Genomic DNA, 23,640 nt, shown 5'->3' with positions numbered 1-23,640 from the left:
GCGTTTGACGACAGCAGCAATTCTGCCGGCCCGCTGCGCCGGGCCTGATCAACATCAATCGTCCCGTACCTTGCGCGCTAGTCGTGATACGCGGGCACCTCGATGCCGGACGCCGCATAGATCCTGATCTTGTTGCGCAGCGTGCGCACCGACAGGCCGAGCACGCGAGAAGCGCGCGTGCGGTTGCCGTCGCAGCGTGCGAGGGTCTGGAGCACGAGCTCGCGCTCGACCTCGTCGACGGTCGCCCCGATCAACAGCGGAACGATCTGGTTGGGGGCCAGGAATTGCGCGCCCGGCTCGGACGCAGCGACATGAACAGTGGTCATCAACACACCTCCCGATCAACGCCCGCTTCCATCTTTGGAAGCGATCGAGAACAAACGGCCCCCAAGCCGTGAATCTACGGTGGGCGGGTTTGGTTAATGAAAGGTTAATCGCGGGCGATCGCACCAGATGACCTTGGGAATGCCGCGATGGCGCCGCGATTGGCACGAGATGCATAGCGATGCGGGACGATCTCGCGCGCGGGCGTGCCGCGCCTCACACCGTCCGGTAACCGCCATCCACCATCACGATCGTTCCCGTGACATAGGCCGACAGGTCCGAGGCAAGGAAGATCGCGGGGCCGACGATGTCCTCGGGCTTGCCGGTGCGCGCCAGCGGGGTGTGATCGACGAAGGCCTGCACCAGCGCCGGATTGGTCGCGCGCACATTGGCGTTGATGTTGGTCTCGATGAAGCCCGGCCCGATCGCGTTGACCCGCACGCCTTCCTTGCCGAGCTCGACCGCAAGCGCCTTGGTGAAGCCGAGCACGCCGTGCTTCGAGGTGGTGTAGGCCGCCGAGCTCGGCGTGCGCAGATGCACGAAGGACTGGATCGAGCCGATATTGACGATGCGGCCTTTGCTGGCGCGTAGCGGCGCGAGGAACGCCTGCGTCACGTTGAAGACGCCGTTGAGATTGAGCGAGATGATGTCGTTCCAATCCTTCGCCACCGTCTCCGTCTCCGCGGTGAAAGCATTGCGGCGGGTGATGCCGGCATTGTTGACGAGGATCGAGACCTGCCCGACCTTCTCAGTGACCTGCCTGGCGAGCGCGAAGCAGTCGTCACGCTTCGTCACGTCGAGCGCGAAGATCTCGGCCTTGCCGCCGGCCTTGCGGATCTCCTGGGCGGCCTCCGCGACCGTGTCGGCATTGACGTCGAGCAGAACCACCTGCGCGCCTTCGCGGGCGTAGCCGGCGGCGATCGCCCGGCCGATGCCGGAGCCGGCGCCCGTGACGACGGCGATGTGGTTTGCGAGCAATGCCATGACAATTTCCTCCCGGATTCGTTTCGAAGTTTCATGAAAGGCTAACTCGAAATTAAGGGGTCGGAAACGGCGGCCTTGGCATACTGATCTTCATTGCTAAACGTTGCGCGCATGATGGAACGGCTTGAATCCTGGAAACTGGCTCTCGAACGCCTGCGGTCGGCGCGATCGGCCGACTGGGCCGAGGCGGGCCGGCTGGTGGCCGAGATCGTGCGCATGAGCACGGACGCCACGCTGCGGCAGGCGGCCGAGCAGGCGCTTCCGGTGCTGCGTCAGGCCGTGGACAATGACGATCACGGCGTCACGCTGGCGGCGCAACGCCGCGTCGGCGTGATCCTCGAAGTCGTCCATGATCTCACCGCGCCGCGCTTCGGCCGCCGCAACGCCATGCCGAAGAAGCTCTCCAGCGAGGATCGTGCCCGCAGGATGCTCGGCCTGCCGCTCGCCGTGCAGCTCACCTGCGACGATATCAACCAGGCCTATCGCCGCGCCGCCAAGGGCATGCATCCCGACCGGGGCGGCAGCGCGGAAGCCTTCATCGACCTCGCCGCCGCGCGCGACATCCTGATCCATCCCGGCGCGCACAAGGACGCGTGAGGGCAACAAGCGATATCTCGTAGGGTGGGCAAAGGCGCGTTGCGCCGTGCCCACCGTCTTCGTGATGGATGGAATTGGTGGGCACGCTTTCGCTTTGCCCACCCTACGGCGTCGGTGCTCGACGTGGCCTCAGCTGTTCACGCAGCTCGGATAAAGCGGAACGGGCAAGGACGTGATGCGTCCTTGCCCGCTCCTGGTCCGCCGATCGAAGTCTTACCAGCTGCAGTGGCCGTTCTTCAACGCGTGATCCTTCAGCACGAGTGCGTCGACGAAGGTCGGCACGGTCGCGCTGACGCGGGTGTAGTCGGAGAACAACGGCGCGGTCGGGATGCTCTCGTCCCAGATCTGGCAGAAGCCGGTGTCCTGCCAGCGGATCAGGTGATAGCTGGCCTCGGCAGGGCTCGCGGCGACGAACGCAGTGACGGCAAGACCGGCGGCAGCGCACAGCACGGAAATACGACGCATGATCAGTTCCTCAAATGAAAGGTGTGATGCGCCTCCCGACAATAGTTGGGAGGGATGGGGCGCTTTTGGGGATGCGCCCCGGACAAGATGTGAGTAGTTCCGCCGGCTGATCAGGTTCAAACAAGGCGCGCCGGAAAATGCGTCATTTGAGCCGGAAAACTCGCGCGCGCCCGCAAAGAAAAAGGGCGGGTCGCTCGCGCGGCCCGCCCTTCGAAATCAAATTCGTCGCGTGACGCTCAGAGCGTGCAGCGGCGCTCCGCGCGCATCTTGATCTGGAGGTCGGAAGCCGCGGTGAAGGTCGGGAGCGGCTTGCTGACGACCTTGTAGGTCGAGGCGCCCCACTGGAACGGCTTGTACTTCAGATCCTCGTTCCAGACCTGGCAGATGCCGGTGTTGTCCCAGCGGATCACGTAATAGCCGACCGCCGCCGAAGCCGGCACGGCAAAGACGGAAGTGGCGATGCCGGCAACGGCACAGAGGGCGAGCACGCGACGCATGAAGTATCTCCTTGTGGGGAAGTGTGACGCGAAAGTTCGTGCGGGAAAAGCAGGACCTTGGCAAGCCGGGGAGCGGCCGTTCACGGATATGTCAGACGGACGCGGCCACTTGGTTTGGCCGCGTGCCCTGCAAGTCACACGCGCGAGGCGCGGCTCACTTCGAAAGCGACGCCACCGCCTCGATCTCGATCAACATCTTCGGATCGGGCAGCGCCTGCACCACGCAGGTGGTGCGTGCCGGATAGGGCGGCGGTCCGAAGGCGCCGGCATAGAGCGCGTTCATCGCGGCGACGTCGGAAGCGCGCGTGAGCAGCACGTTGACCTTGACGAGATCGCGAACCGTCGCGCCGGCTTCGTCGAGCACGCGCTTGATGTTGACGGCGACATTGGCGAACTGCGCCTCGAAGCCATCAGGCAGCGCGCCATGGCCGTCGAAGCCGGGAATGCCCGAGACGAACAGGAGATCGCCGACACGCGTGGCAAAGGACAGCGGCGGCGCCTTGACGTGCGGCGGGGGCGCGAAATGCTGGATCGGCATGGGATCACCTCGGGTAGAGCGGTTTCCACGAGCGTAGCGGCATGCGGGGGAGTTGCAATCGGCATTGAGAGAGGGGGGCTAAACAAAAAATGCGAAAAACAACCCATGCACAGTAGCGATCAAGCAGAAATCATTGATCTTTTTCAGATTCGGGAATGGCGAAATAATCGGTTGCTCCGTCGGGCAAAACAGGGACAGAATGGCATGAGGGCGATTGTGTCTTGTTGCGCCAAACTCCGCCGTCATGCCCGGCTTGACCGGGGCATCCAGTACGCCGCGGCCCCTCAATTCAATCGTTGGCGCCTCTGGAATATTGGATCGCCCGTTCCCAGTGCGCAATTGCGCACTGGCCGGGCGATGACGGCTGAGAGCGCTGCTGCACCTCACGCCACACGTCCATCCCATCATTTTGCCGCCGCGATCCATCGGGTAGATTCGCCCCGTCTGATTCGATTCCCTTCTTGAAAAATAGCCCCCGGAGACGCCCCATGAAGATCGCCACCACCTTCCGCGCCGCGCTGGTCGCCATTGCCGCGCTGGCCGGCCTTTCGACCTCGGCGATGGCCGACGGCGGCACCGTGGTGCTGACGATCTACAAGGCGGGCTGGATCATCGGCGGTTCCGGCGGCTCGGGCGTGCTCAACTTCCGCGGCCGCTCCTATGGGCTGTCGACCGGCGGGCTCGACTACGGCCTCGTCTTCGGCGGCTCCAAGACCGTGCTGCGCGGCCGCGTCTCCAACATCAACCGTCCCTCCGACGTTGCCGGCGTCTACGGTGCCGCCGGTGCCGGCCTTGCCGTCGGCCGCGGCGCGCGCGCGATCGTGCTGACCAACCAGAAGGGCGCCGTGCTGGAGCTGACCGGCACGCAGGTCGGCCTGATGGCGAATGCGGATCTCAGCGGCCTTGCGATCACGATGCGGTAGGGCGGGTGCGTAGGGCGACGGCCGCATGATGCGGCTGTCGCGTCAATCTCGGGTCGGGCTTGTTACCGTTGCGTGGGCCGCAGTTGTATCGGCTGCATTCCGGCTTGCGTCGACGCCGGCTTGCGCGCCGGGGCGGTGACCGGTCGTGGCTGCGGCACCGCCGCGGATCGCTGGTTCTGTTCCGCGCTGGCAGCAAGCAGGCGCGCGACCTGTTCCTGGTTCGCCTTCACGAGTTCGGCGGTCGCTGCCTGATCTCGGGTCAGTTGTTCCTGGCTGGCCTTGAGCTCGTCGATCGTCTGCTTCACGTTTGCGAGGTCGTTCGAGATCGTCTGGAGCAATTGCGTCAGCTCGGGCGGCATCTGGGCGGTTATCGGCGCTGCCTCTTGCTGAACCTGAGCTGCGGGTGGCAAAGGGGTCGTATCGTCCGCAGTCGCCACCTGTACGGCCGGGCCAGTCTCGGTGGAGAGCTGCGCCTCGCCCTGCGGTAGCATCGAGGCGGAAACCGCTTGCGGCGCCCAGCGGGACATCATGTGCAGCGTCGCGTCGCTGGCGAACTGCGAGGCAAAGGCGGCGCTGAAGATGCACGCCGCCAGCAAGAGGCCGATCACGCCGCGGAGCGCTGACCCGTGTCGGGGAGGCTGTCGGCCGGGCTGGTCGCCGGCCTCGGGCCCCAACCTGGACATCTGCTGGTTCATACGCGCGAGCTGTTCATCGGCGAGCGCGATCTGTTGATAGGCATGCGCGAGCCTTTCATCCGCGCGCGCAACCAGCTCCTTGTCCGGCGCGGACAGTCCCGATCTCTGCGTGGACGGTCCGGGATCAACAGCGGGTGGATCAGCTGGCTTGTTGATTTCCGAGGTGGACTGCACTTCCGACGTGGACTGCATCTGCGCCTCCTGCCCGGGTTGACGCTGAATGAGGTTGGTCGTCCGAATCTGCTTTGCATACTCCCTCGTGCAGCTTTGACCAAAGCAAGACTGAGGCATGGAAACTCTGGGGCCGATTTGGGGCGATAGCCTGTCAGTCGCAGACGGAAGCGGGAGGTTAGCCGTCACAAGGTCCCGTAGGGTGGGTTAGCTGTGCGGCTGTGCGAAGCGCAGACGCTCAGCGTAACCCACCTCTTTGGTTTCCGCAGTGACGGAAGTGGTGGGTTACGCCCTGCAGGTGCGCTTTGCGCATCTGCAGGGCTAACCCACCCTACGATCCGATCGCCGCATGAATCCGCTCGCAATGCGCGACGAGATTTGCGTGCGCATCGACGAAAGCCTTCAGCGGTGTCGGGATCGGAAAATAATAGATGTTGGCGATGAAGCCGTAGATGCCGGCATCGCAGCTGGTCGGCGCCGCACCGTGGACGAAGCCCTGCGCGGGAACGATCTCCGCCAGCACCTGCAAGTCGGCGAGCCCGCGCGCGTAAGCCTGCTCGGGCGTGTAGCGGCCGATGCCCTGGAAATGATAGCGCTGCGCGTTGTACGCCTTGGCCTTCTCGAACCCCTCGGCATTGATCTGCGGATGCTGCGCGATGAAGGCGTCGCGGAACGCGGGATAGAAGCGCTCGTCCTTCCAGCGTGAGTACGACATCACCCAGTAGAGATCGTCGAGCATGCGGGTGACGAGATGATTTGTCCGCCGCTGTACAGCGGATAGCCCGGCATCGATGCTCAGGCGATATTTTGCGATCGCATGCGCGATGATGGTCTCGCTGTCGCCGATGGTCTCGCCCTCGTCGACGACATAAGGCAGCTGCCCGCGCGGCGCGGCGGAGGCATCGAAGACATGCTCGTGCACGAATGGCACGCCGGCGAGCTTCAGGAAGGCGTAGACCTTGAGGCCGTAGCCGTTGTTGTCGGCGACGCCGAACAGTTCCGGATAGGAATAGAGGGTCAGCATGGTAGCTCCCTTCAGCGCGATGGTATCTTGGCTCGTTGCTCCGTCGTGACCGCTTGCGCAGGCTTGCTCGAGCGGATCATCAGAAACGATCCCGAATGGCCCGGCAGGTGCCAGCGTCCGTCGATCTCGGTTGCCTCGGCATTCACCGTGCCTTCATAGGTCACGCTGTCATAGCCGTAGCCGGGCGGCTCGTAATGCTTGACGAACGAAACGGCACTCCCGGAGCGATGACCGGCAATCGAGGCGTTGTGCGTGCTCAGCGGGCAGCCCGGCATCATGCATGGCTCGGTGACACTTCCGCCGAGCGCGCCATTGATCTCGGCGAGCGTCGCCGTGAACGTGATCATTCCGACACCCGGCTGGATGTAGCTGCCATCCCAGATACCGGAGAGATCGTCGCTCATTGCGGTCGCTTCCCTGGATGATGCGGGCCGGTTGATATCAGGCTCTTCCACCTCAAGTCGTATCGCCGGAGTGACGTGCTTGCAACAGTGGCGCGCGTTATGCGCGGTGTCGTTCGATCGGAGGAGGTGTAACCCACCATGCTCCCGCGTTTGCCGGACGAAGTTGGTGGATTACGCCGGGCGGACTGCGCTTCGCGCAGCCGCCGGACTAATCCACCCTACGAACGCGACGCAGCGCTAAATACCGCCAACTGCGCATCGAACGCGCGCCGGAACGCCGGCCGCGCTTCGCCGCGCGCGACATAGGCGGCGATCTCAGGATATTCGTCCAGCAGGCCGGAGGTGTTCAACCGGCGCAGCACCGTCACCATCATGAGGTCGCCGGCACTGAACGCGCCATCGAGCCAGTCGGCATCGCCAAGGCGCCGGGACAATTCGCCGAGCCTGATACGGACGCGATCTTGCAGCATGAGCAGGCGCTCCGCGTACCAGCTCCTGTCGCGCTCGAACAGCATGGCCATCCCGAGCTCGACAATCGGCGGCTCCAGCGTGCTCAGCGCGGCAAACATCCACGCGATCGCGCGGCTCCTCGCGTTCGTGTCGTCAGGCAGCAACCCGGCGTGGCGCTCGGCGATATGCAGCACGATCGCCCCGGACTCGAACAGCGCGAGATCGCCGTCCTCATAGGTCGGGATCTGCCCGAACGGATGCAGCGCAAGGTGCGCTGGTTCCTTCATCGCCGCGAACGAGACAAGACGAACGTCGTAGGGTTGGCCGACCTCCTCCAGCGCCCAGCGCACCCGCATGTCGCGGGCCTGCCCACGGCCGCGGTCGGGAGAGTTTTCGAAGGCGGTGATGGTGGGGTGCATCTGGGGGCTCCGGGTGTTGCGATGTATCCTGAGGACGAATTGGCCGGGTGGATTCCGACAATGATCCGACTTATCGCGTAGGCCGCCAAACCAATGGTGTCGTCCCGGCGGACGCCGGGACCCATACCGCGTGATTTATCTGTTTCGGACGGTCCCAGTACCGAACGACGGGTCTTCGCCAAACGCTTCCCGGGGGTATGGGTCCCTGCGTTCGCAGGGACGACGACTGAGAGTGGGCGCTATCCCGAACACAACTTACGACCCGACCCACGCCGCAAGCTCGCGCCACGGCTCCAGCGTCCAATGCCCGGACGCAGCGCCGGACGGCGAGGGCAGCACGAATATCTCCGGCAGGCTCTCATCGCGCGGCTGCCGCCCCAGCGAAATCCCGCTCGACGGCCTGCCGTAAAACAAGCTCGCCGCCTTCTTGCTCGTGAACGCAACCGTCAGCGGCCGGTACGTCTCGATCTTCGCCCTGAACCCCGGCACATCGATCGACTCCGCCGCGATCTGGTAATCCATCCCCGCGCCCGACTTGGAGAGATCAGTGAAGCCGATCCCGAGCTCGATCAAGCCTGCGAACTCGCCCGGTTGATAGCGCCGCGGCGTGATCCCGGCCTCATGGATCGCGCGCCAGAAGCGGTTGCCGGGATGGGCGTAGTAGTGCCCAAGCTCGGCCGAGCGCGTCGAGGCGGCGGTGCCGACGAAGACGAGACGGAGGTTGGGACGGAGCTGGTCGGGGAGGCGGTTAGAAGAGGCTTCGGGCAAGTCAATGATCCACGTGTAGCCCGCATGAGCGGATCGATAAGTGGGACAGCAAAGCCCAGGATGTCGCTGCGTTCATTGGCGCTCCGCTTGCTACGAACTGTCCTCTTCTTCCGAAGGCCACAGAGTTGGATAGTGGCTTCTCAATCTCTCCAATATGCGTACGACAGGTTCGACGTCCGTCCAGATATAACCTTCGGCCGTCTTCTCGACGTAGCTGATCGAAGCTAAGGCATCCAGAACGGGCGTCAGTCGGCCATTGCGTCCGAATGGATCGCCTATCTCGCTCGAAAAGTCGTGGTATTCCTTGCCGTAGTTTTCAAAATGAAAGATGAACGTCTCGAGTAACTCCGGGAGGCTCGGACCATCTTTCCAATTGCGCTTGGCGACATGATTGGCCTCCTTCGCGTCGCACTCGAATACGAAATGATAGGCATAATTCTTCCCGGTATCATCTAATGGCCGGAGAATGCGAAGCCGCCACAGATCACGTCCGAGGTGCTTGAAGACCGATTGTCTGAAGATTGGCCGCGGAGCATCAGGGAAATGCGAGGCCAGCGATGCCGCCTCTGTCGCCGGTACACCATCCGCGATCGAGAAGGCTACCATTGCGAGTGTCCGTGCGATCTCGCCGTAAGCGCGAAGTTCCAAATCGCTCATGTGGTCCCGGGACATCGATCGATCCACTCTTGGCAAGCTCGTGATGCATGCAGGAAATTTCAACGGCATCGGTAGAGACCGATTGTTGGCTGAACGCCGCAACTCGCGAGATGGCCGTTAATTCTCTGCTGCGTTTGCTCAAAGAAAAGCCGGGCTCTCGCCCGGCCTTGGTTTTTCGGTCTGGTGATACCCGGAGAGGGTCCTCACAGCACCCGATTGCTCTCCTTCACCTTCTCCGCATCCAGATACACGCTTGAGCCCATCTCCTTGAACTTCGCGCTCATCTGCTTCATGCCGTCCTCGGCGGTGCCACTCATCGACATCCCCACCGAGTTCGGGTCATTCAGCGTCGCCGCGTAATCCCTCACATCCTGCGTGATCTTCATCGAGCAGAATTTTGGCCCGCACATCGAGCAAAAATGGGCGACCTTGTGGGCTTCCTTCGGCAGGGTCTCGTCGTGGAAGCTTTTTGCGGTGTCCGGATCGAGGCCGAGGTTGAACTGGTCGGTCCAGCGGAATTCGAAGCGGGCACGGGAGAGGGCGTCGTCGCGCAGTTGGGCTGCGGGGTGGCCCTTGGCGAGATCGCTGGCGTGGGCTGCGATCTTGTAGGTGATGACGCCGGTCTTGACGTCGTTGCGATCGGGCAGGCCGAGATGCTCCTTCGGCGTGACGTAGCAGAGCATGGCGCAGCCGAACCAGCCGATCATGGCCGCGCCAATGCCTGACGTGATGTGGTCATAGCCCGGCGCGATGTCGGTGGTCAGCGGTCCAAGCGTGTAGAACGGGGCTTCGCCGCACTCCTTGAGCTGCTTGTCCATGTTGATCTTGATCTTGTGCATCGGCACGTGGCCGGGGCCCTCGATCATGACCTGGCAGCCCTTGTCCCACGCGATCTTCGTGAGCTCGCCGAGCGTCTCCAGCTCCGCGAACTGCGCGCGGTCGTTGGCGTCCGCGATCGAGCCGGGACGCAGGCCGTCGCCGAGCGAGAACGAGACGTCATACTTGCGCATGAGGTCGCAGATCTCGTCGAAATGGGTGTAGAGGAAGCTCTCCTTGTGATGCGCCAGGCACCACTTCGCCATGATCGAGCCGCCGCGGCTGACGATGCCGGTGACGCGGCTGGCGGTGAGGTGGATGTATTGCAGGCGCACGCCGGCGTGGATGGTGAAATAGTCGACGCCCTGCTCGCACTGCTCGATCAGCGTGTCCTTGTAGAGCTCCCAGGTCAGCTTGACCGGATCGCCGTTGCACTTCTCCAGAGCCTGATAGATCGGCACTGTGCCGATCGGCACCGGCGCGTTGCGCAAGATCCATTCGCGGGTGGTGTGGATGTTGCGGCCCGTCGAGAGGTCCATCACGGTGTCGGCGCCCCAGCGGATCGCCCACACCATCTTCTCGACCTCTTCCTCGACCGACGACGTCACCGCCGAGTTGCCGATATTGGCGTTGATCTTGGTGAGGAAGTTGCGGCCGATGATCATCGGCTCGAGCTCGGAGTGGTTGATGTTGGAGGGAATGATGGCGCGGCCGCGCGCGATCTCGTCGCGGACGAACTCCGGCGTGATGAAGGCAGGCACCGACGCGCCAAAGCTCTCGCCGTCGGCAAGCGCTGCTTCGGCGCGCTCGAGCTGCTGCTTGCGGCCGAGATTTTCGCGGGCGGCGACGTAGATCATCTCCTTGGTGATGATGCCGGCACGGGCGAATTCGAGCTGCGTGATCTTGTGGCCGTCGAGGCCGCGCAGCGGCTTGTGATAGGCGCTGAACGCGCGCGCGGCCTTGTCGGTGGAGACGCTGCCATTGTCCTCCGGCTTGATCTGGCGCCCGTCATATTCCTCGACGCCGCCGCGCTCCAGCACCCAGGCCTTGCGGTCGCGGGCAAGGCCGGCGTTGACGTCGATCGTCACGCTCGGGTCGGTGTAGGGGCCCGAGGTGTCGTACACCGGCAGGTTCGGCTCGCCCGCGCCTTCGGACAGGATGATCTCGCGCAAGGGCACGCGCAGGTCGGGCGCGGCATCAGGCGATGCGAAGATCTTTCGCGAGGAGGCGAGCGGGCCGGTGGTGACGGCGGGGACTGTCTTGTCGGGGTTGGAGCGGATGTTCATGGGATCCTCCGGTTTAATTCGTTGATGTCGCTGAGCGAGAGGCAAATACCGATGTCATCCCCGCGAAGGCGGGGATCCAGTACGCCGAGGCGGTGCGGCTAGAGCCGAGCGGCTGCGGCGTACTGGATCGCCCGGTCAAGCCGGGCGATGACAGTGGAGTGTGGAGCGAGAGCGTGCGCATCACGCCGCCTCCTTCGACTGGCCGAGCCACTGCCGCACCCGCGCATCCGGGTCGGCATTTTGGGTGACGTCGCTGACGACGGCGATGGAATCCGCGCCCGCGGCAAAGATCTCCGCGGCGTGCTCGAACTTGATGCCGCCGATCGCGACCAGCGGGATGGTGCCGATGCGCTTCTTCCACTCCGTGATTTTCGGAATGCCCTGCGGCTCGAAGCGCATCGATTTGAGCGTGGTGAAGAAGATCGGGCCCAGCGCGACGTAATCGGGTTCTGCCGCGAGCGCGGTCGCCAGCTCCGCATCGTCATGGGTGGAGATGCCGAGCGACAAGCCGGCCTCGCGGATGGCCTTGAGGTCCGCGTCGGCCAGATCCTCCTGGCCGAGATGCAGGTATTTTGCGCCGGCAACGACGGCCGCACGCCAATAGTCGTTCACGACCAGCTTGGCTTGCGTGCCGTTCGTGATCGCCAGCGCGTCGCTGACGATCTGGAGCGCGTCGGCGTCGTTGAGATCTTTCGCGCGCAGCTGGATGGTGCCGACGCCGAGCTTGGTCAGTCGCTCGACCCATTTGAGGCTGTCGACGACGGGATAGAAACGATCAGGATACGGCATGCCAGAACGGGGTCCCAACGACAGGGGTGGAGGGGGAGGCGAAGTCGCGGGCGTTCATCAGCCCGGCCTCGTAAGCGGTGCGACCGGCTTCGACGCCGAGCCGGAAGGCATTGGCCATCGCGACGGGATCGGCGGCTTTGGCGATGGCGGTGTTGAGCAGCACGGCGTCGTAGCCGAGTTCGAGCGCGTGCGCCGCATGCGAGGGCGCCCCCAAGCCGGCGTCGACCACCAGCGTGATGTCGGGCAGCCGTTCGCGCAGCAGCTTGAGCGCGTCGCGGTTGGTGATGCCTTTGGCACTGCCGATCGGGGCTGCCCAGGGCATCACCACCTTGCAGCCGGCATCGACCAGGCGGTTCGCGACCGAGAGGTCTTCCGTGCAATAGGGAAACACCTCAAAGCCGTCCTTGATCAGGATTGCGGCGGCCTCAACAAGGCCGACGACGTCGGGCTGCAGCGTGTCGTTGTCGGCGATCACTTCCAGCTTGATCCAGCTGGTGCCGAACAGCTCGCGGGCGAGCTTGGCGGTCGTCACGGCCTCGCGCACGGTGCGGCAGCCGGCGGTGTTCGGCAGCACGGTGACGTCGAGCTCGCGGATCAGATTCCAGAATGCATCACCGGTCTTGCCGCCGGCGGATTCGCGCCGCAGCGACACCGTGACGATGTTCGAGCCGGAGGCGCGGATCGCCGATTGCATGATCGCCGGCGAGGGATAGAGCGCGCTGCCGATCAGCAGGCGCGAGGCGAAGGTCTTGCCGTAGAAGGTCACCATGTCCTCACCCTCCCTGCCGCGGCGTGATGATCTCGATCTCGTCGCCGGCCTTGAGGTGGGTCTCGGCCCAGCGGCTCTTCGGCACGACGTCGTAGTTCAGCGCGATGGCGAAATGCGTGCCCTCGTAGTCGAGCTCGCTCAGCAGCGCGTCGACGCTGGCTGAATTCACCTCGCGCTGCTCGCCATTGACGATCACCCGCATTGCATCACCTCATTGTCGATCTGGCCGCGCTCGACATAGCCAAGCGTCAGCTCGGCGAGCGCCGGCGCGATCAGGAAGCCGTGGCGGTAGAGCCCGTTGACGCTGATCCGGCCGCCGCGAACGCCGATGCGCGGCAGATTGTCGGGGTAGGCGGGCCGGAGACCCGAGCCGAATTCGACGATCCGCGCCTCGCCGAAAGCCGGATGCACGGCATAGGCCGCACCCAGCAGCTCCAGCGCCGAGCGCACGCTGACGCCGGTGTCCTCGGCCTCGATCGAGGTCGCGCCCAGCATGAACAGATTGTCCTCGCGCGGGATCACGTAGAGCGGCCAGCGCGGATGGATCAGACGCACGGGGCGCGAAAGCTGCACTTCGCCGGTCTCGATCAGGATCATCTCGCCCTTGACGCCGCGAAGCTCCGGCTGCTCCTCGCGCGCGCCAAGGCCGCGGCAGTCGATCACGATGCCGTCCAGATCAGCGGCGGAGACGTCGCTGGAGAACTTGATGGTGCCGCCGGCAGCTTTGATGCGCTCGTGCAGCTTCGGCAGCACGCGGCGCGGCTCGACATGGCCTTCGGTCGGGAAGAACAGCGCATCGCGAAAACGGCCCTCCAGCGACGGCTCGAGCTCGGCAAGCGCCGCGGCATCGAGCCGGCGGTGGCCTTCGGTCATCCGCGCGAAACGCTCGAAATCGTTGCGCTCGCGCGGGTGGGCGACGACCAGGGAACCGTTGAAGGGCGTGTCGGGCAGCTCGCGCCGCCAGATGTCCAGGGAGCGCTGGCCGAGCCGGGAGATGATGGGCTCGGCGACCTCCGCCTCGCACCAGGGCGCGAGCATGCCGCCGGCCCAATGGCTGGTGGAATCGGTCATCGCCGCGTCACCGCGCTCGTGTAGGGTCACGGCGTGGCCGGCCTGCGCGAACAATAGCGCCTGCCAAGCGCCTGCAATGCCTGCGCCGATGATGGATACCGGGGAATCCGGTCGCTTGGTCGTCTGCAACATCCCTGTCCCTTCGCCGGCATGACCCGGATCAGGTTCAAAGGGTCACCGCGGTCTTGGGCGGATTTGCCCATTTAGCGGTATCTCAGCTCCTCCTCGGAGCACCCCTCGGAACGGCTCTAATGTATGCCAGTGGGCGCTGGTGTCAACGCGTTAGCCACAATGCTGTCATTCCGGGGCGATGCGAAGCATCGAACCCGGAATCTCGAGATTCCGGGTTCGGTCCTAGCGGACCGCCCCGGAATGACGATGTCAGTGAGAAACCTGCGCCCGCGCGTTACGGACGCGCTGGGCAAGCTTCCTGTGCGGCGCGGTTCCGAACATCGGCTGCGGGTTGCCGTTGGGCTCGAGCCAGGTGCCGGCGCTGGCCTGCTGCACCATCGTCTGTTCCTGCCGCTGTCGCTTTGCGACGTAGTAATAGCCGCCCGCGAAATAACGCACGGCTCGGGCGTGGTCGCCATTGGCGGCGTGATAGGCGCCGGCGAGATATTTGACGGCGTAGGTGAGGTTGGTGTTGGGATCGCGCAGGCCGGCGGCGTCGCCGGTGTAGCCGACCCCGCGGGCGGTCGCGAGCTTGATCTGCATCAGGCCGATGGTGCCGCCATGGCCGACGAGGCCGGGCTGATAGCGGCTCTCGCGCATGATCACGCGATGCACCAGCGCCTCCGGCACGCCATTGGCGCGGGCATGGGCCGCGACCATCTCGGCGTATTCGGCTTCGCCGGCATTCGCCGTCTGCGCCATCATCAGCCCCGCTGCAGCGAGCACGGCAATACGCAAAATTTTCATGAAATATTCCTCGGCAGAACTCACCTGCACCCGTGCGCGTTAGGCCGTGGGAACACGGCGATGATGTGGCGAAACGCCGCCTTCGGCGATTTTCGCCAGGCCGTCGTTTTTACGACTTAAACCTAAGTTAAGTTTGAGGCTGGCGGAGTGCCTTACGCGACAGCAGGTCTGTCCATTGGTGAATTCGCCCAAAAATCGCTATTCAAAACCAGCATTCGGGAGGACGTCCATGACTCGGGCTTACATCGGCGACATCCCCAAGCAGAACCCGTGTGCACAATGTGCGACACCGATCCCGTCTCCCGACTGGATCGAGCCGGGCGAAGGCCGCGTTTCCTATCTCTGGAAGTGCCACGCCTGCGGCTACCGCTTCGAGGCGGTGGCGATCTTCGACGCGCACGCGATCGAGCATCCGCCGCTCGCCGCCTGAGGCGTTGTCCCAAGGCATGATCTTGTTCGGAAGGCCGCTGCGCACTTTGCGCTAGCGCGGCGCTCCGGGTCGTGCCTACGCGGCCAGCCGCGGCTGCTGCCACACCGGCAACTGCATGCGCACGATCAGTCCGTGCGGATCGCGGTCGTGCAACGACAGCTCGCCGCCATGGGCGAGCGCGATCGCGCGCGCGATCGACAGGCCGAGCCCGAAGCCGGTGGAATCGTCCATGGTGCGCGCGTCGTCGCCGCGCACGAACGGCTCCAGCATCTCCTGCTTGCGCGCATCCGAGATGCCGGGGCCGTCATCCTCGACGTCGATGACGAGCGTGGTGCTTGAGATATCGAGGCGGATCGTCACCTCGGCGCCGAAGCGCACCGCGTTCTCGACGAGATTGGTGATGCCGCGATGCAGATCGTCGGGCCGCGCGGCGGCAGTCGCCGAAGCGGGCCCGTCATAGTGCACGACGTGGCCCATGTCGCCGAACTGGTCGGCGATGAGCTGCAGCGTGCTCGCGATGTCGACCAGCGTCACCGCCTCGATCTTGCGATCGTTGCGCAGCAGCGACAACACCGATTCCAGCATCGAGCGCATCTGGTCGAGGTCGATCAGCATGCGCTTGCGGTTGCCCTCGTCCTCGATGAATTCGGCGCGCAGGCGCAGGCGCGTGATCGGCGTTCGCAGGTCGTGGCTGATCGCCGCCAGCATCCGGGTGCGATCCGACATCAACCCTGCGATCCGCTCATGCATGCGGTTGAGCGCGCGCGCGACCGAGCGGATCTCCTCCGGGCCGCGCTCGGGCAGCGGATCGGCCGCCCCGTCCAGACTGAAGTTCTCGGCGGCCCTGGCGAAGGACGACAGCGGCGCGGCCAGCGCGCGCGCCGCCCACAGGCCCAGCACGCTGATGCAGATGAAGGCGGTCATCAGCGTCACCAGCCACGGTGCGCCCCAGAACCACGGCCGCGGCCCGCCCTCGACATGGCCGGCGATCATGGCGCCGTCGGGCAATTCCACGCCGATGCGCCGCGCACCGCCTTCGGGCGCGAGCTGCGTCACCTTGTAGGCGTGGCCGAGGTGGCGGCGCACCCCGTGCACGTGCATACCTTCGCTCTCGTCGACGGTCGCCACCGTGCCGGGCACGATGCTCTCGAGGCCGAGCTTCGGGAAGGCGCGCGTGAGATCGGCCATGAGGCGCGGCCGCTCGCTGTCATCGGCCGAGCCGAGCAGCAACGCGGCATCGGTCAATTGACGGGCGCCGTCCGGCGGCGCGTCGGGGCGGTCCGGCCGGGTGATCAGGAAGGCGGTGGTGACGACGAGATGCAGCGCGACGGTCGAAGCCAGCACCAGCGCGGCGATCTGCCCGCCGATACCCTTGAGGTGGAAGAACCCGAACGGCTTCATCGTCGGCGCTCTCAACTGCTCAGAGGCGCCGCAACCGCTTCGGTCCTGGGCGTGAACAGATAACCGCCGGAGCGCACCGTCTTGATGATGGTCGGGTCGGCCGGATTGGGCTCGATCTTGCGGCGGATGCGGCTCACCAGCACGTCGATGGAGCGCTCGAACGAGCCGGTGTTGCGGCCCTGCGTGAGGTCGAGCAGGCTGTCGCGCGACAGCACGCGGCCGGGCCGTTCGCAGAAGGTCCTGAGCAGATCGAACTCGGCGCTGGTCACCGCGACGCGCGCGCCTTCCGGATTGCGCAGCTCGCGCAGGCGCAGATCGATGCGCCAGCCCTCGAAGGCAAGCGTGGAGGCGCCCTCGATCGAGCTTGCCGCTTGAGCTGCGGCCTGGCGGCGCAGCACCGCGTTGATGCGTGCGAGCAGCTCGCGCGGGTTGAAGGGTTTTGGCAGATAGTCGTCCGCGCCCATCTCGAGGCCGACGATGCGATCGACGTCCTCGCCGCGCGCGGTCAGCATGATGATCGGCGTCTGCGCCTCCGAGCGTACCTTGCGGCACAGGCTCAAGCCGTCCTCGCCGGGCAGCATGACGTCGAGGATGATGAGGTCGACCCTGTGATCGGCCATGGCACGCGACATCTCGCGGCCATCGCTCACGGCGGTGACGTTGCAGGCGTTGTTGCGCAGATACTTCGCAATCAACGTCCGGGTTTCGCGGTCGTCCTCGACGACCAGGATGTTGGGATTGGGAATGGCCATGAGCTTTGTTTGTCCAAGATTCGGGCCAAATGGCGAAGATTTTTGTTTCGGATTGTTTCTGTCTGCCGGGACGCAACACCCGGCAATACCTGGGCAGGGAAACAGCAAGGTCTCGTTAAGGCCGTTAACCATACCGTGGCGGTGTCAGCAACGAAACCCCGCAAGAACCCCGGAGCCCTCATGACCTCGATTTCGGCGGCCTCCGCCGGTAACTACCAGTCGCCCCTGCAGCGGCTGCAGCAGGAATTGCAATCGGAAGTTTCCGCGGGCACGATCTCGTCGTCGGACCAGTCGGCGCTTTCGACGGCGCTGACCGACATCGACACGGCCTTGCAGTCGAGCCGGTCCAGCGATCAGTCGAGCGGCACGCGTCCCTCCAAGGACGAGATGCAGTCGAAGATCGATGACCTCATTTCCAACGAGGTGTCGAACGGGACGCTGACCTCGGATCAGGCCGACGAGCTGAAGAACGTGTTCCAGTCCGCCTTCGCCAACGGTCCCGGCGGCGCCGGCGGTCCCGGTGGTGCGGGCGGGCCGCCGCCCGGTCCGCCGCCGGATGACAGCACTTCGGATTCGTCGTCGACGGGCTCGACCAGCAGCACGTCGACTGACTCGACGACGGCCGAGATCCTCCAGCAGTTCCTCCAGGCGCTCCAGCAGTCGCAATCGTCGGCATCGTCCTACGGCGCCACCGGCAGCTCATCGAGCAACTCCGACTTCTCCGCGCTTCTCATCGACTACAAGAGCTGACCTGAAGCGACGCAGGTCTGCGCGTTCCTCGCCGCGATCGTGCTTCACCCAGGGCGCGCGATCGTCGGCGAGGAATCGTGCGCTGCAAAATGTTCCTGAGTGACTTAGGAACAATTGCAGGTTCGCGCATCGCGCGACGAAATTGCAGCACGCAAGGAACTGCACGTGATCAGGACTGTTTTCTCCGCACAAGTTTTCTGCTGAAGGAGAGGACAACAATGTTGATGAAATCGATCGCCGCCGGCCTCGCCGGCACCGCGCTGCTTGCGACAGTTGCGTTCGCGCAATCGCCGACCGCCACCGGCGACAAGATGGCTCCTGCCGCCACCACCACGGCCACGACGACGACAGCATCGGGCGAGTGGCGTGCCTCGAAGATGGCGGGCCTGAAGATCTACAACGAGGCCAACGAGAACATTGGCTCGATCAACGACCTGCTGATGGACAAGAACGGCGCCGTCAAGATCGCCGTGATTGGTGTCGGCGGCTTCCTCGGCATGGGCGAGCATCTGGTCGCCGTCCCCTACGAGAAGCTGAAGTTCGTCAACCAGGCCGTGGCCTATACCGGCACCGGCACGAACCCGGGTGCCAAGCCCGCCGCGACCACGACGACGGGCGCTGCGACCGGCACCGACAAGCCCGCTGCGACCACGACGACGTCCTCGTCGAAATGGTATCCGGACCACGCCGTGTTCAACGCCAGCAAGGACGAGCTGAAGAACATGCCCGAGTTCAAGTACTCGGAGTAATGGGCTTCTAGCCACTTGAACGAAGCGCGCCTGGTTTTCACCGGGCGCGCTGTCGTGTCGTTTTTTCTCTCCCGTCATTGCGATATGTTTGACCCTCGCCCTGAGGAGCGCGCAATTCGCGCGCGTCTCGAAGGGCTAGGCCACCAGCCGGGCCTTCATCCTTCGAGACGCGCGAAGATGCGCTCCTCAGGATGAGGAATTGGCGCCGGCCGTCGGTCGCTCAATTCGACTTCACCAGCGGGCAGCCGCCCTTGTCGAGGGGACGGAAGGCTTCGTCGCCGGGCACGGTGGCGATCAGCTTGTAGAGATCCCACTCGCCCTTGGACTCCTCCGGCTTCTTGACCTCGAACAGATACATGTCGTGCACCATGCGGCCGTCGATGCGGATCTTGCCGTTTTTGGCGAAGAAGTCGTTGACCGGCGTCTTGCGCATCTGCTCCATCACCTTCGGCGCCTCGTCGGTCTTGATGGCATCAATCGCCTTCAGATAGTGCATGGTCGCCGAATAGAGGCCGGCCTGGATCATGGTCGGCATGTGGCCGACCTTCTCGTTGAACCGCTTCGAGAAGGCGCGCGTCTCCTCGTTCATGTCCCAGTAGAACGCGTCGGTGACGATCAGGCCTTGCGTGGCCTTGATGCCGAGCGAATGCGTGTCGGTGATTTCCTGCAAAAGCGCGATCATCTTCTGGCCGCCCTGGGTCAGGCCGAACTCGGCCGCCTGCTTCAGCGCGTTGGTGGTGTCGCCGCCGGCGTTCGCCAGCGCGACCACCTTGGCCTTGGAGGCCTGGGCCTGGAGCAGGAAGGACGAGAAGTCCGAGGAGTTGAGGGGATGGCGCACTTCGCCGAGCACCTTGCCGCCGCTCTCCTTGACGACGTTGGCGGCGTCACGCTGCAGCGCCATGCCGAAGGCATAGTCGGCGGTGACGAAGAACCAGGTGTCCTCGCCGCGCTTCACCATCGCCTTGCCGGCGACGTTCGACAGCGCATAGGTGTCGTAGGTCCAGTGCACCGTGTTGGGCGAGCAGGCGGGGCCGGTGATGTCGGACGAGCCGCCGCCGGAGTTGATGTTGATCTTGTTCTTCTCGCGGGTCAGCGCCGAGATCGGCAATGCGACCGAGGACGTCGGCACGTCGAAGATCGCGTCCACCTTGTCGTTGTCGTACCAGTTGCGGGCGATGTTGACGCCGACATCGGGCTTGTTCTGGTGATCGGCGGCGACGACCTGCACGGGCTTGCCGGCGACCTTGGCGCCGTAATCGGCGACCGCCATCTCGACGGCCGCGAGCGAGCCCTTGCCGGTCGCATCCGCGTAGAGGCTCGACATGTCCGTGAGCACGCCGATCTTGACGACGTCGTCGGAGATCTGCGCCTGCGCCGTGCCTGATGTGGCGGCGAGGGCGAGACCGGCCGCGATGGCGGCGACGAGTTTTTGCATGGTTGTTTTCTCCCTGTGTGTTGTTGTTTGGGCGTTGTTGCAGGGGAGGTTCTAGCGACAATCGGTCGCGGCAGCTAAGCAATCCGCGCCGTGGCGGGATGCAAAAAGGGAAGGGGCGAGCGGGGTTCCTTCGCTGCCGGTCAGGCGCTGTTGCCCTTGAGCCGTTCGTTGCGTCGGCGCAGGCCTTCCAGGGTGGCGAGGAGGATGACCGAGACCGTCGTCAAAATCACCGCCGCTGCCGTGATGGTCGGGCTGATGTTCTCGCGGATGCCGCTGAACATCTCGCGCGGCAGGGTGCGCTGTTCGGGACCCGCCATGAAGAGCACGATCACCACCTCATCGAAGCTGGTCGCGAAGGCGAACAGCGCACCCGACGCGAGGCCGGGCAGGATCAGCGGCAGGATCACACGGCGGAACGCCTCAAGCGGCGAGGCGCCGAGCGAGGCGGCGGCGCGCGCTAAATTGGTGTCGAAGCTTTGCAGCGTCGCGCCGACCGTGATCACCACAAACGGCGTCGCCAATGCGGTGTGGGCCAGGATCAAGCCGAGATAACTGCCGGTCAGTCCGATCGGCGCGAAGAAGAAATACAGGCCGACCGCGGTGATGACACCGGGCACGACGACCGGCGACAGCACGAAAGCCAGCACGAGCGGTTTGAACCGGCTCTTCCACTGCGCGAGCCCGAGCGCGGCCAGCGTGCCAAGCACCATCGACAGCAGGGTCGAGGCCACACCGATGATCATGCTGTTCTTCAGCGAATTCATCCAGCGCGGCGAATTGATGAAGTCGTCGTACCAGCGCAGGGAGAGGCCCGGCAGCGGATAGGTGAGGTACGAGCCCGAGCTGAAGGACAGCGGCATGATCGCCAGGATCGGCGCGATCAGGAAGACGAACACCAGCGTGGAGATGACGATGGTCGCGGTCCACGCAATGCGCTGGCTGGGCGTGCGGAGGGAGGATTGATCGCTCAATTCTTCATGCCTCCCGTGACCTGCTGTCCCTGCACCAGCTTGCCATAGACGAGAGCGAGCAGAAGCGTTGCCAGCAGCAGCACCGCACCCAAAGCCGAAGCAAGGCCCCAATTGGCCGTCTCGGTCGTGTAGAGCGCGATGAAGTAGCTGATCATCTGGTCGGCGGCGCCCCCGACGAGCGCCGGCGTGATGTAGTAGCCGAGCGCCAGGATGAAGACGAGCAGGCTTCCCGCGCCGATGCCGGGCAGGGTTTGAGGCAGGTAGATCCGCAGGAAGGCGGTGAGGGGTGGCGCACCGAGCGAGGCGGCGGCACGCATGTAAGCGGGCGAGATCGCCTTCATGCTGCTGTACAGCGGCAGGATCATGAACGGCAGGAGAACGTGGGTCATGGCCACGCAGACACCGAAGCGGTTGTAGATCAGTCGCAACGGCTCATCGATGATGCCAAGCCAGTGCAGGCTGTCGTTCACGACGCCCTTGCTCTGCAACAGCACGATCCAGGCGCAGGTGCGAACCAGAAGCGACGTCCAGAACGGCAGCAGGACGAAGATCATCAGCAGGTTCGACCGGCCCGGCGGCAGTGCCGCCAGCAAGTAGGCGACCGGGAAGCCGAGGATCAGGCAGAGCGCGGTGACACCGAGGCTGATGAGGAAGGTGCGCGCAAAAACGTCGCGGTAGATGGCCTGATCCGGTGGGGCTGCGACGATCGCGCCGTCCGCGTTCCGCGTCATGTCGAGCGCCGCGAGAAGGTAGAAGCCGGTCACCGGACCGCCGGCGTTCTTGATCGTCGTCCAGGTGGTGCGTTCGCGCCAGGCCGGGTTGATCTTGCCCAGCGTCTCCGCGGCCGTGCCGGGCTCCGGCATCGCCTTCAGATTGCGCGCCGTGCTGATCAGGATCGTACGAAAGCCGTTCAGGGCGTAATTGAGCCGTTTGGCCGCGATGGCGATGGTGCCGGAGGCGCGCGCCGCCAGGATGTCGCTTGCCAGCGCCGCGTAGGCCGCCTCATTCGGCAGGTCCTTGCCGTCCCAACTGGCGAGTGCAGCGATCGTTTGCGGCAGAACCTGTCGCACCTCCCGGTCATCAACCGCGCGCCACAGCATGCCGGCGATGGGCCCGGCGAAGGTGAAGAGCAGAAACAGCAGAAGCGGCAGAACCAGTGCCAATGCCTTGACCTGGCGCGTGCGCTCCGCCCGCTTCAGGCGGCGCTTGAGCGGCACTTCTGTCGATGCATTGGCGGAGGCTGCCGTCATGGGAGGAGCCTCGTGGAGCGGCCCGAGCAAGCGCCTCGTCCTTCGAGACGACCGCTTCGCGGTCTCCTCAGGATGAGGCTCTTTGATATCCGTGTCTGTAAAATCGCCGCCACAGATTCAGACCTCATCCTGAGGGCCCGCCGTAGGCGGGCGTCTCGAAGGATGTGCCGCGGCCGACCTATCCGCCACGTCTTTCCCTCAGCGCCCATTCGGTCGCGCGCTATTTTGCGGCCCATTTGTTGAAGCGCTCGGTCAAGCGGTCGATGTTCTCGAGCCAGAATCCAACGTTGATCTCGACCGCGTTCTTGATGTTGTCGGGCGCTGTCGGCAGGTCCTTCAGAACGGCGGGCGCGAGCTTACCGGCCGCGTCCTTGTTCGAGGTGCCGTAGGCGATGTTCTCCGACAGTTTTGACTGGTTCTCCGCCTTGCCTGCGAAGTCCAGGAATTTGTAGGCGGCGTCCTTGTTCGGGCTGCCCTTCAGGATGACCCAGCTGTCGAGGGTGAAGAGCGCTCCGTCCCACACCATGCCGAAGTTCTTCTTCTCGTTCTTGTTCGCGGTGTCGATGCGGCCATTGTAGACCGAGGTCATCGCCACCTCGCCGGAGGCGAGCAATTGCGGCGGCTGCGCGCCGGCCTTCCACCAGACGAGGTCACCCTTGATGGTGTCGAGCTTCTTGAACGCGCGATCGATGCCTTCGTCGGTCGCCAGCACCTTGTAGACGTCCTTCGGCGGAACGCCGTCGGCCATGAGGGCGATCTCAAGCGTGGTCTTCGGGCCTTGACGCAAGGCGCGCTTGCCGGGAATCTTCCTGGTGTCGAAGAAGTCGGCCCAGCCTTTGGGCGGCTCCTTCAGCTTGTCCTTGTCGTAACCGAGCACGAAATCATAGAGGATGGCGCCGACGCCGCAGGGATTGACCGACGGCGGGATATAGGCGGCCTCGCCGCCGATCTTCGTATAGTCCATCTTCTCGAACAGGCCTTCCTCGCAGCCGACCGCGAGTTCGTCGCTCTCGACCTGGACGACATCCCAGGTGGCGGCGCCACCCTGCACCTTGGCGCGCAACACGCCGACGCCGCCGTCCCAGGACTCGTCGTTCATCGCAACGCCGGCGGCTTTCTTGAACGGCTCGAAATAGACCTTCTTCTGGGCGTCCTGATACGCGCCGCCCCACGATACGATTGTGAGGTCACGCGCCTGCGCGACCGTGGCCAGCGCTGCGCTGGCAGTGAACGCCGCGACGAAACCCAGAGCAATCTTGCCAGTCTTGCGCTTCAGCATGGTCATTGTTCCTTCTTCATATGGGTTGTTGCGTTGACGTTAATCGATGCAGGTTCGC

The 23,640-nt window shown here is 64.5% G+C and carries 29 protein-coding genes and 1 riboswitch; of the genes, 5 read left to right on the top strand and 24 right to left on the bottom strand.

The features are described from left to right. Positions 1-77: 77 nt before the first annotated feature. Positions 78-326, bottom strand: coding sequence for a helix-turn-helix domain-containing protein (locus NLM15_RS35450; RefSeq protein ID WP_247330096.1), 249 nt, complete (start codon positions 324-326; stop codon positions 78-80). A 214-nt stretch (positions 327-540) separates the two neighbouring features. Beyond that, a complete protein-coding gene (locus tag NLM15_RS35445) occupies positions 541-1,308 on the bottom strand; it encodes an SDR family NAD(P)-dependent oxidoreductase (RefSeq protein WP_254122554.1) in 768 nt (255 codons plus the stop codon). Positions 1,309-1,419: 111 nt separating this feature from the next. Between NLM15_RS35445 and NLM15_RS35440 the strand changes: the two genes are divergently transcribed. After that, positions 1,420-1,905 (top strand): J domain-containing protein, encoded by a 486-nt coding sequence (locus tag NLM15_RS35440; RefSeq protein ID WP_254122553.1) that lies wholly within the window; start codon positions 1,420-1,422, stop codon positions 1,903-1,905. A 213-nt stretch (positions 1,906-2,118) separates the two neighbouring features. On the opposite strand, the gene NLM15_RS35435 is transcribed toward NLM15_RS35440, so the two are convergent. The 4 genes from NLM15_RS35435 to NLM15_RS35420 form a co-directional block, all read right to left on the bottom strand. After that, positions 2,119-2,370: a hypothetical protein gene (locus NLM15_RS35435; RefSeq protein WP_254122552.1), complete on the bottom strand. Its 252-nt coding sequence runs from the start codon at positions 2,368-2,370 to the stop codon at positions 2,119-2,121. 236 nt (positions 2,371-2,606) lie between these two features. Continuing rightward, on the bottom strand, positions 2,607-2,867 hold the full coding sequence (locus tag NLM15_RS35430) for a hypothetical protein (RefSeq protein ID WP_254122551.1): 261 nt from the start codon (positions 2,865-2,867) through the stop codon (positions 2,607-2,609). A 154-nt stretch (positions 2,868-3,021) separates the two neighbouring features. Continuing rightward, complete coding sequence (locus tag NLM15_RS35425) at positions 3,022-3,405, bottom strand: RidA family protein (RefSeq protein ID WP_254122550.1); 384 nt, start codon at positions 3,403-3,405, stop codon at positions 3,022-3,024. Positions 3,406-3,483: 78 nt separating this feature from the next. Further along, positions 3,484-3,831 (bottom strand): hypothetical protein, encoded by a 348-nt coding sequence (locus NLM15_RS35420; RefSeq protein ID WP_254122549.1) that lies wholly within the window; start codon positions 3,829-3,831, stop codon positions 3,484-3,486. Positions 3,832-3,893: 62 nt separating this feature from the next. Between NLM15_RS35420 and NLM15_RS35415 the strand changes: the two genes are divergently transcribed. Continuing rightward, positions 3,894-4,328: a hypothetical protein gene (locus tag NLM15_RS35415; protein ID WP_254122548.1), complete on the top strand. Its 435-nt coding sequence runs from the start codon at positions 3,894-3,896 to the stop codon at positions 4,326-4,328. A 62-nt stretch (positions 4,329-4,390) separates the two neighbouring features. On the opposite strand, the gene NLM15_RS35410 is transcribed toward NLM15_RS35415, so the two are convergent. From NLM15_RS35410 to NLM15_RS35355, 12 genes are all read right to left on the bottom strand, one after another. Then, a complete protein-coding gene (locus NLM15_RS35410) occupies positions 4,391-5,215 on the bottom strand; it encodes a hypothetical protein (protein WP_254122547.1) in 825 nt (274 codons plus the stop codon). 310 nt (positions 5,216-5,525) lie between these two features. Then, positions 5,526-6,218, bottom strand: a complete 693-nt coding sequence (locus tag NLM15_RS35405) for a glutathione S-transferase family protein (RefSeq protein ID WP_254122546.1) — start codon at positions 6,216-6,218, stop codon at positions 5,526-5,528. An 11-nt stretch (positions 6,219-6,229) separates the two neighbouring features. Continuing rightward, positions 6,230-6,622 carry a hypothetical protein gene (locus tag NLM15_RS35400; RefSeq protein ID WP_254122545.1) on the bottom strand — a complete coding sequence of 131 codons (393 nt, stop codon included), beginning with the start codon at positions 6,620-6,622 and terminating at the stop codon, positions 6,230-6,232. Positions 6,623-6,840: 218 nt separating this feature from the next. Further along, a complete protein-coding gene (locus NLM15_RS35395; RefSeq protein ID WP_254122544.1) occupies positions 6,841-7,491 on the bottom strand; it encodes a glutathione S-transferase family protein in 651 nt (216 codons plus the stop codon). A gap of 255 nt (positions 7,492-7,746) precedes the next feature. Then, positions 7,747-8,259, bottom strand: a complete 513-nt coding sequence (locus tag NLM15_RS35390; protein WP_254122543.1) for a mismatch-specific DNA-glycosylase — start codon at positions 8,257-8,259, stop codon at positions 7,747-7,749. Between the two features lie 90 nt (positions 8,260-8,349). Then, on the bottom strand, positions 8,350-8,931 hold the full coding sequence (locus tag NLM15_RS35385) for a hypothetical protein (protein ID WP_254122542.1): 582 nt from the start codon (positions 8,929-8,931) through the stop codon (positions 8,350-8,352). Between the two features lie 188 nt (positions 8,932-9,119). Next, positions 9,120-11,018, bottom strand: a complete 1,899-nt coding sequence (gene thiC / locus NLM15_RS35380; protein ID WP_254122541.1) for a phosphomethylpyrimidine synthase ThiC — start codon at positions 11,016-11,018, stop codon at positions 9,120-9,122. 180 nt (positions 11,019-11,198) lie between these two features. Further along, positions 11,199-11,807 (bottom strand): thiamine phosphate synthase, encoded by a 609-nt coding sequence (locus NLM15_RS35375; RefSeq protein ID WP_254122540.1) that lies wholly within the window; start codon positions 11,805-11,807, stop codon positions 11,199-11,201. Then, a complete protein-coding gene (locus tag NLM15_RS35370; RefSeq protein ID WP_254122539.1) occupies positions 11,794-12,576 on the bottom strand; it encodes a thiazole synthase in 783 nt (260 codons plus the stop codon). Before NLM15_RS35370 ends, NLM15_RS35375 begins: the two co-directional genes overlap by 14 nt. Before the next feature lie 4 nt (positions 12,577-12,580). After that, a complete protein-coding gene (thiS, locus tag NLM15_RS35365) occupies positions 12,581-12,778 on the bottom strand; it encodes a sulfur carrier protein ThiS (protein ID WP_063981493.1) in 198 nt (65 codons plus the stop codon). Beyond that, positions 12,769-13,779, bottom strand: a complete 1,011-nt coding sequence (locus tag NLM15_RS35360; protein ID WP_254122538.1) for an FAD-dependent oxidoreductase — start codon at positions 13,777-13,779, stop codon at positions 12,769-12,771. The genes thiS and NLM15_RS35360 overlap by 10 nt, the downstream gene beginning before the upstream one ends. Next, positions 13,767-13,895: riboswitch (TPP riboswitch) on the bottom strand. It overlaps the preceding gene by 13 nt. Before the next feature lie 133 nt (positions 13,896-14,028). After that, entirely contained in the window at positions 14,029-14,565 is a 537-nt protein-coding gene (locus tag NLM15_RS35355) for a lytic transglycosylase domain-containing protein (protein ID WP_254122537.1), read from the bottom strand. Positions 14,566-14,794: 229 nt separating this feature from the next. Between NLM15_RS35355 and NLM15_RS35350 the strand changes: the two genes are divergently transcribed. Beyond that, entirely contained in the window at positions 14,795-14,995 is a 201-nt protein-coding gene (locus NLM15_RS35350) for a hypothetical protein (RefSeq protein WP_254122536.1), read from the top strand. 75 nt (positions 14,996-15,070) lie between these two features. Here the strand turns inward: NLM15_RS35350 and NLM15_RS35345 are convergent, their stop codons facing one another. Continuing rightward, positions 15,071-16,396: an ATP-binding protein gene (locus NLM15_RS35345; RefSeq protein ID WP_254122535.1), complete on the bottom strand. Its 1,326-nt coding sequence runs from the start codon at positions 16,394-16,396 to the stop codon at positions 15,071-15,073. Between the two features lie 11 nt (positions 16,397-16,407). Continuing rightward, complete coding sequence (locus NLM15_RS35340) at positions 16,408-17,148, bottom strand: response regulator (protein ID WP_254122534.1); 741 nt, start codon at positions 17,146-17,148, stop codon at positions 16,408-16,410. 180 nt (positions 17,149-17,328) lie between these two features. Between NLM15_RS35340 and NLM15_RS35335 the strand changes: the two genes are divergently transcribed. Further along, complete coding sequence (locus NLM15_RS35335; protein ID WP_254122533.1) at positions 17,329-17,898, top strand: hypothetical protein; 570 nt, start codon at positions 17,329-17,331, stop codon at positions 17,896-17,898. Between the two features lie 218 nt (positions 17,899-18,116). Beyond that, positions 18,117-18,647 (top strand): PRC-barrel domain-containing protein, encoded by a 531-nt coding sequence (locus tag NLM15_RS35330; protein WP_254122532.1) that lies wholly within the window; start codon positions 18,117-18,119, stop codon positions 18,645-18,647. Positions 18,648-18,867: 220 nt separating this feature from the next. Here NLM15_RS35330 and NLM15_RS35325 read toward each other — a convergent pair whose 3' ends face one another. From NLM15_RS35325 to NLM15_RS35310, 4 genes are all read right to left on the bottom strand, one after another. After that, entirely contained in the window at positions 18,868-20,082 is a 1,215-nt protein-coding gene (locus NLM15_RS35325; RefSeq protein WP_254122531.1) for an ABC transporter substrate-binding protein, read from the bottom strand. A gap of 140 nt (positions 20,083-20,222) precedes the next feature. Further along, a complete protein-coding gene (locus NLM15_RS35320; RefSeq protein WP_254122530.1) occupies positions 20,223-21,053 on the bottom strand; it encodes an ABC transporter permease in 831 nt (276 codons plus the stop codon). Then, complete coding sequence (locus NLM15_RS35315; protein ID WP_254122529.1) at positions 21,050-22,303, bottom strand: ABC transporter permease; 1,254 nt, start codon at positions 22,301-22,303, stop codon at positions 21,050-21,052. Before NLM15_RS35315 ends, NLM15_RS35320 begins: the two co-directional genes overlap by 4 nt. A gap of 220 nt (positions 22,304-22,523) precedes the next feature. Then, positions 22,524-23,582, bottom strand: a complete 1,059-nt coding sequence (locus NLM15_RS35310) for an ABC transporter substrate-binding protein (protein WP_254124588.1) — start codon at positions 23,580-23,582, stop codon at positions 22,524-22,526. Between the last annotated feature and the right edge of the window lie 58 nt (positions 23,583-23,640).

It is taken from the genome of Bradyrhizobium sp. CCGB20 (assembly GCF_024199855.1).
Taxonomy (GTDB): domain Bacteria; phylum Pseudomonadota; class Alphaproteobacteria; order Rhizobiales; family Xanthobacteraceae; genus Bradyrhizobium.
Note: the sequence above shows the minus strand (reverse complement) of the source record. Positions and strands in the feature narration are given on the sequence as shown.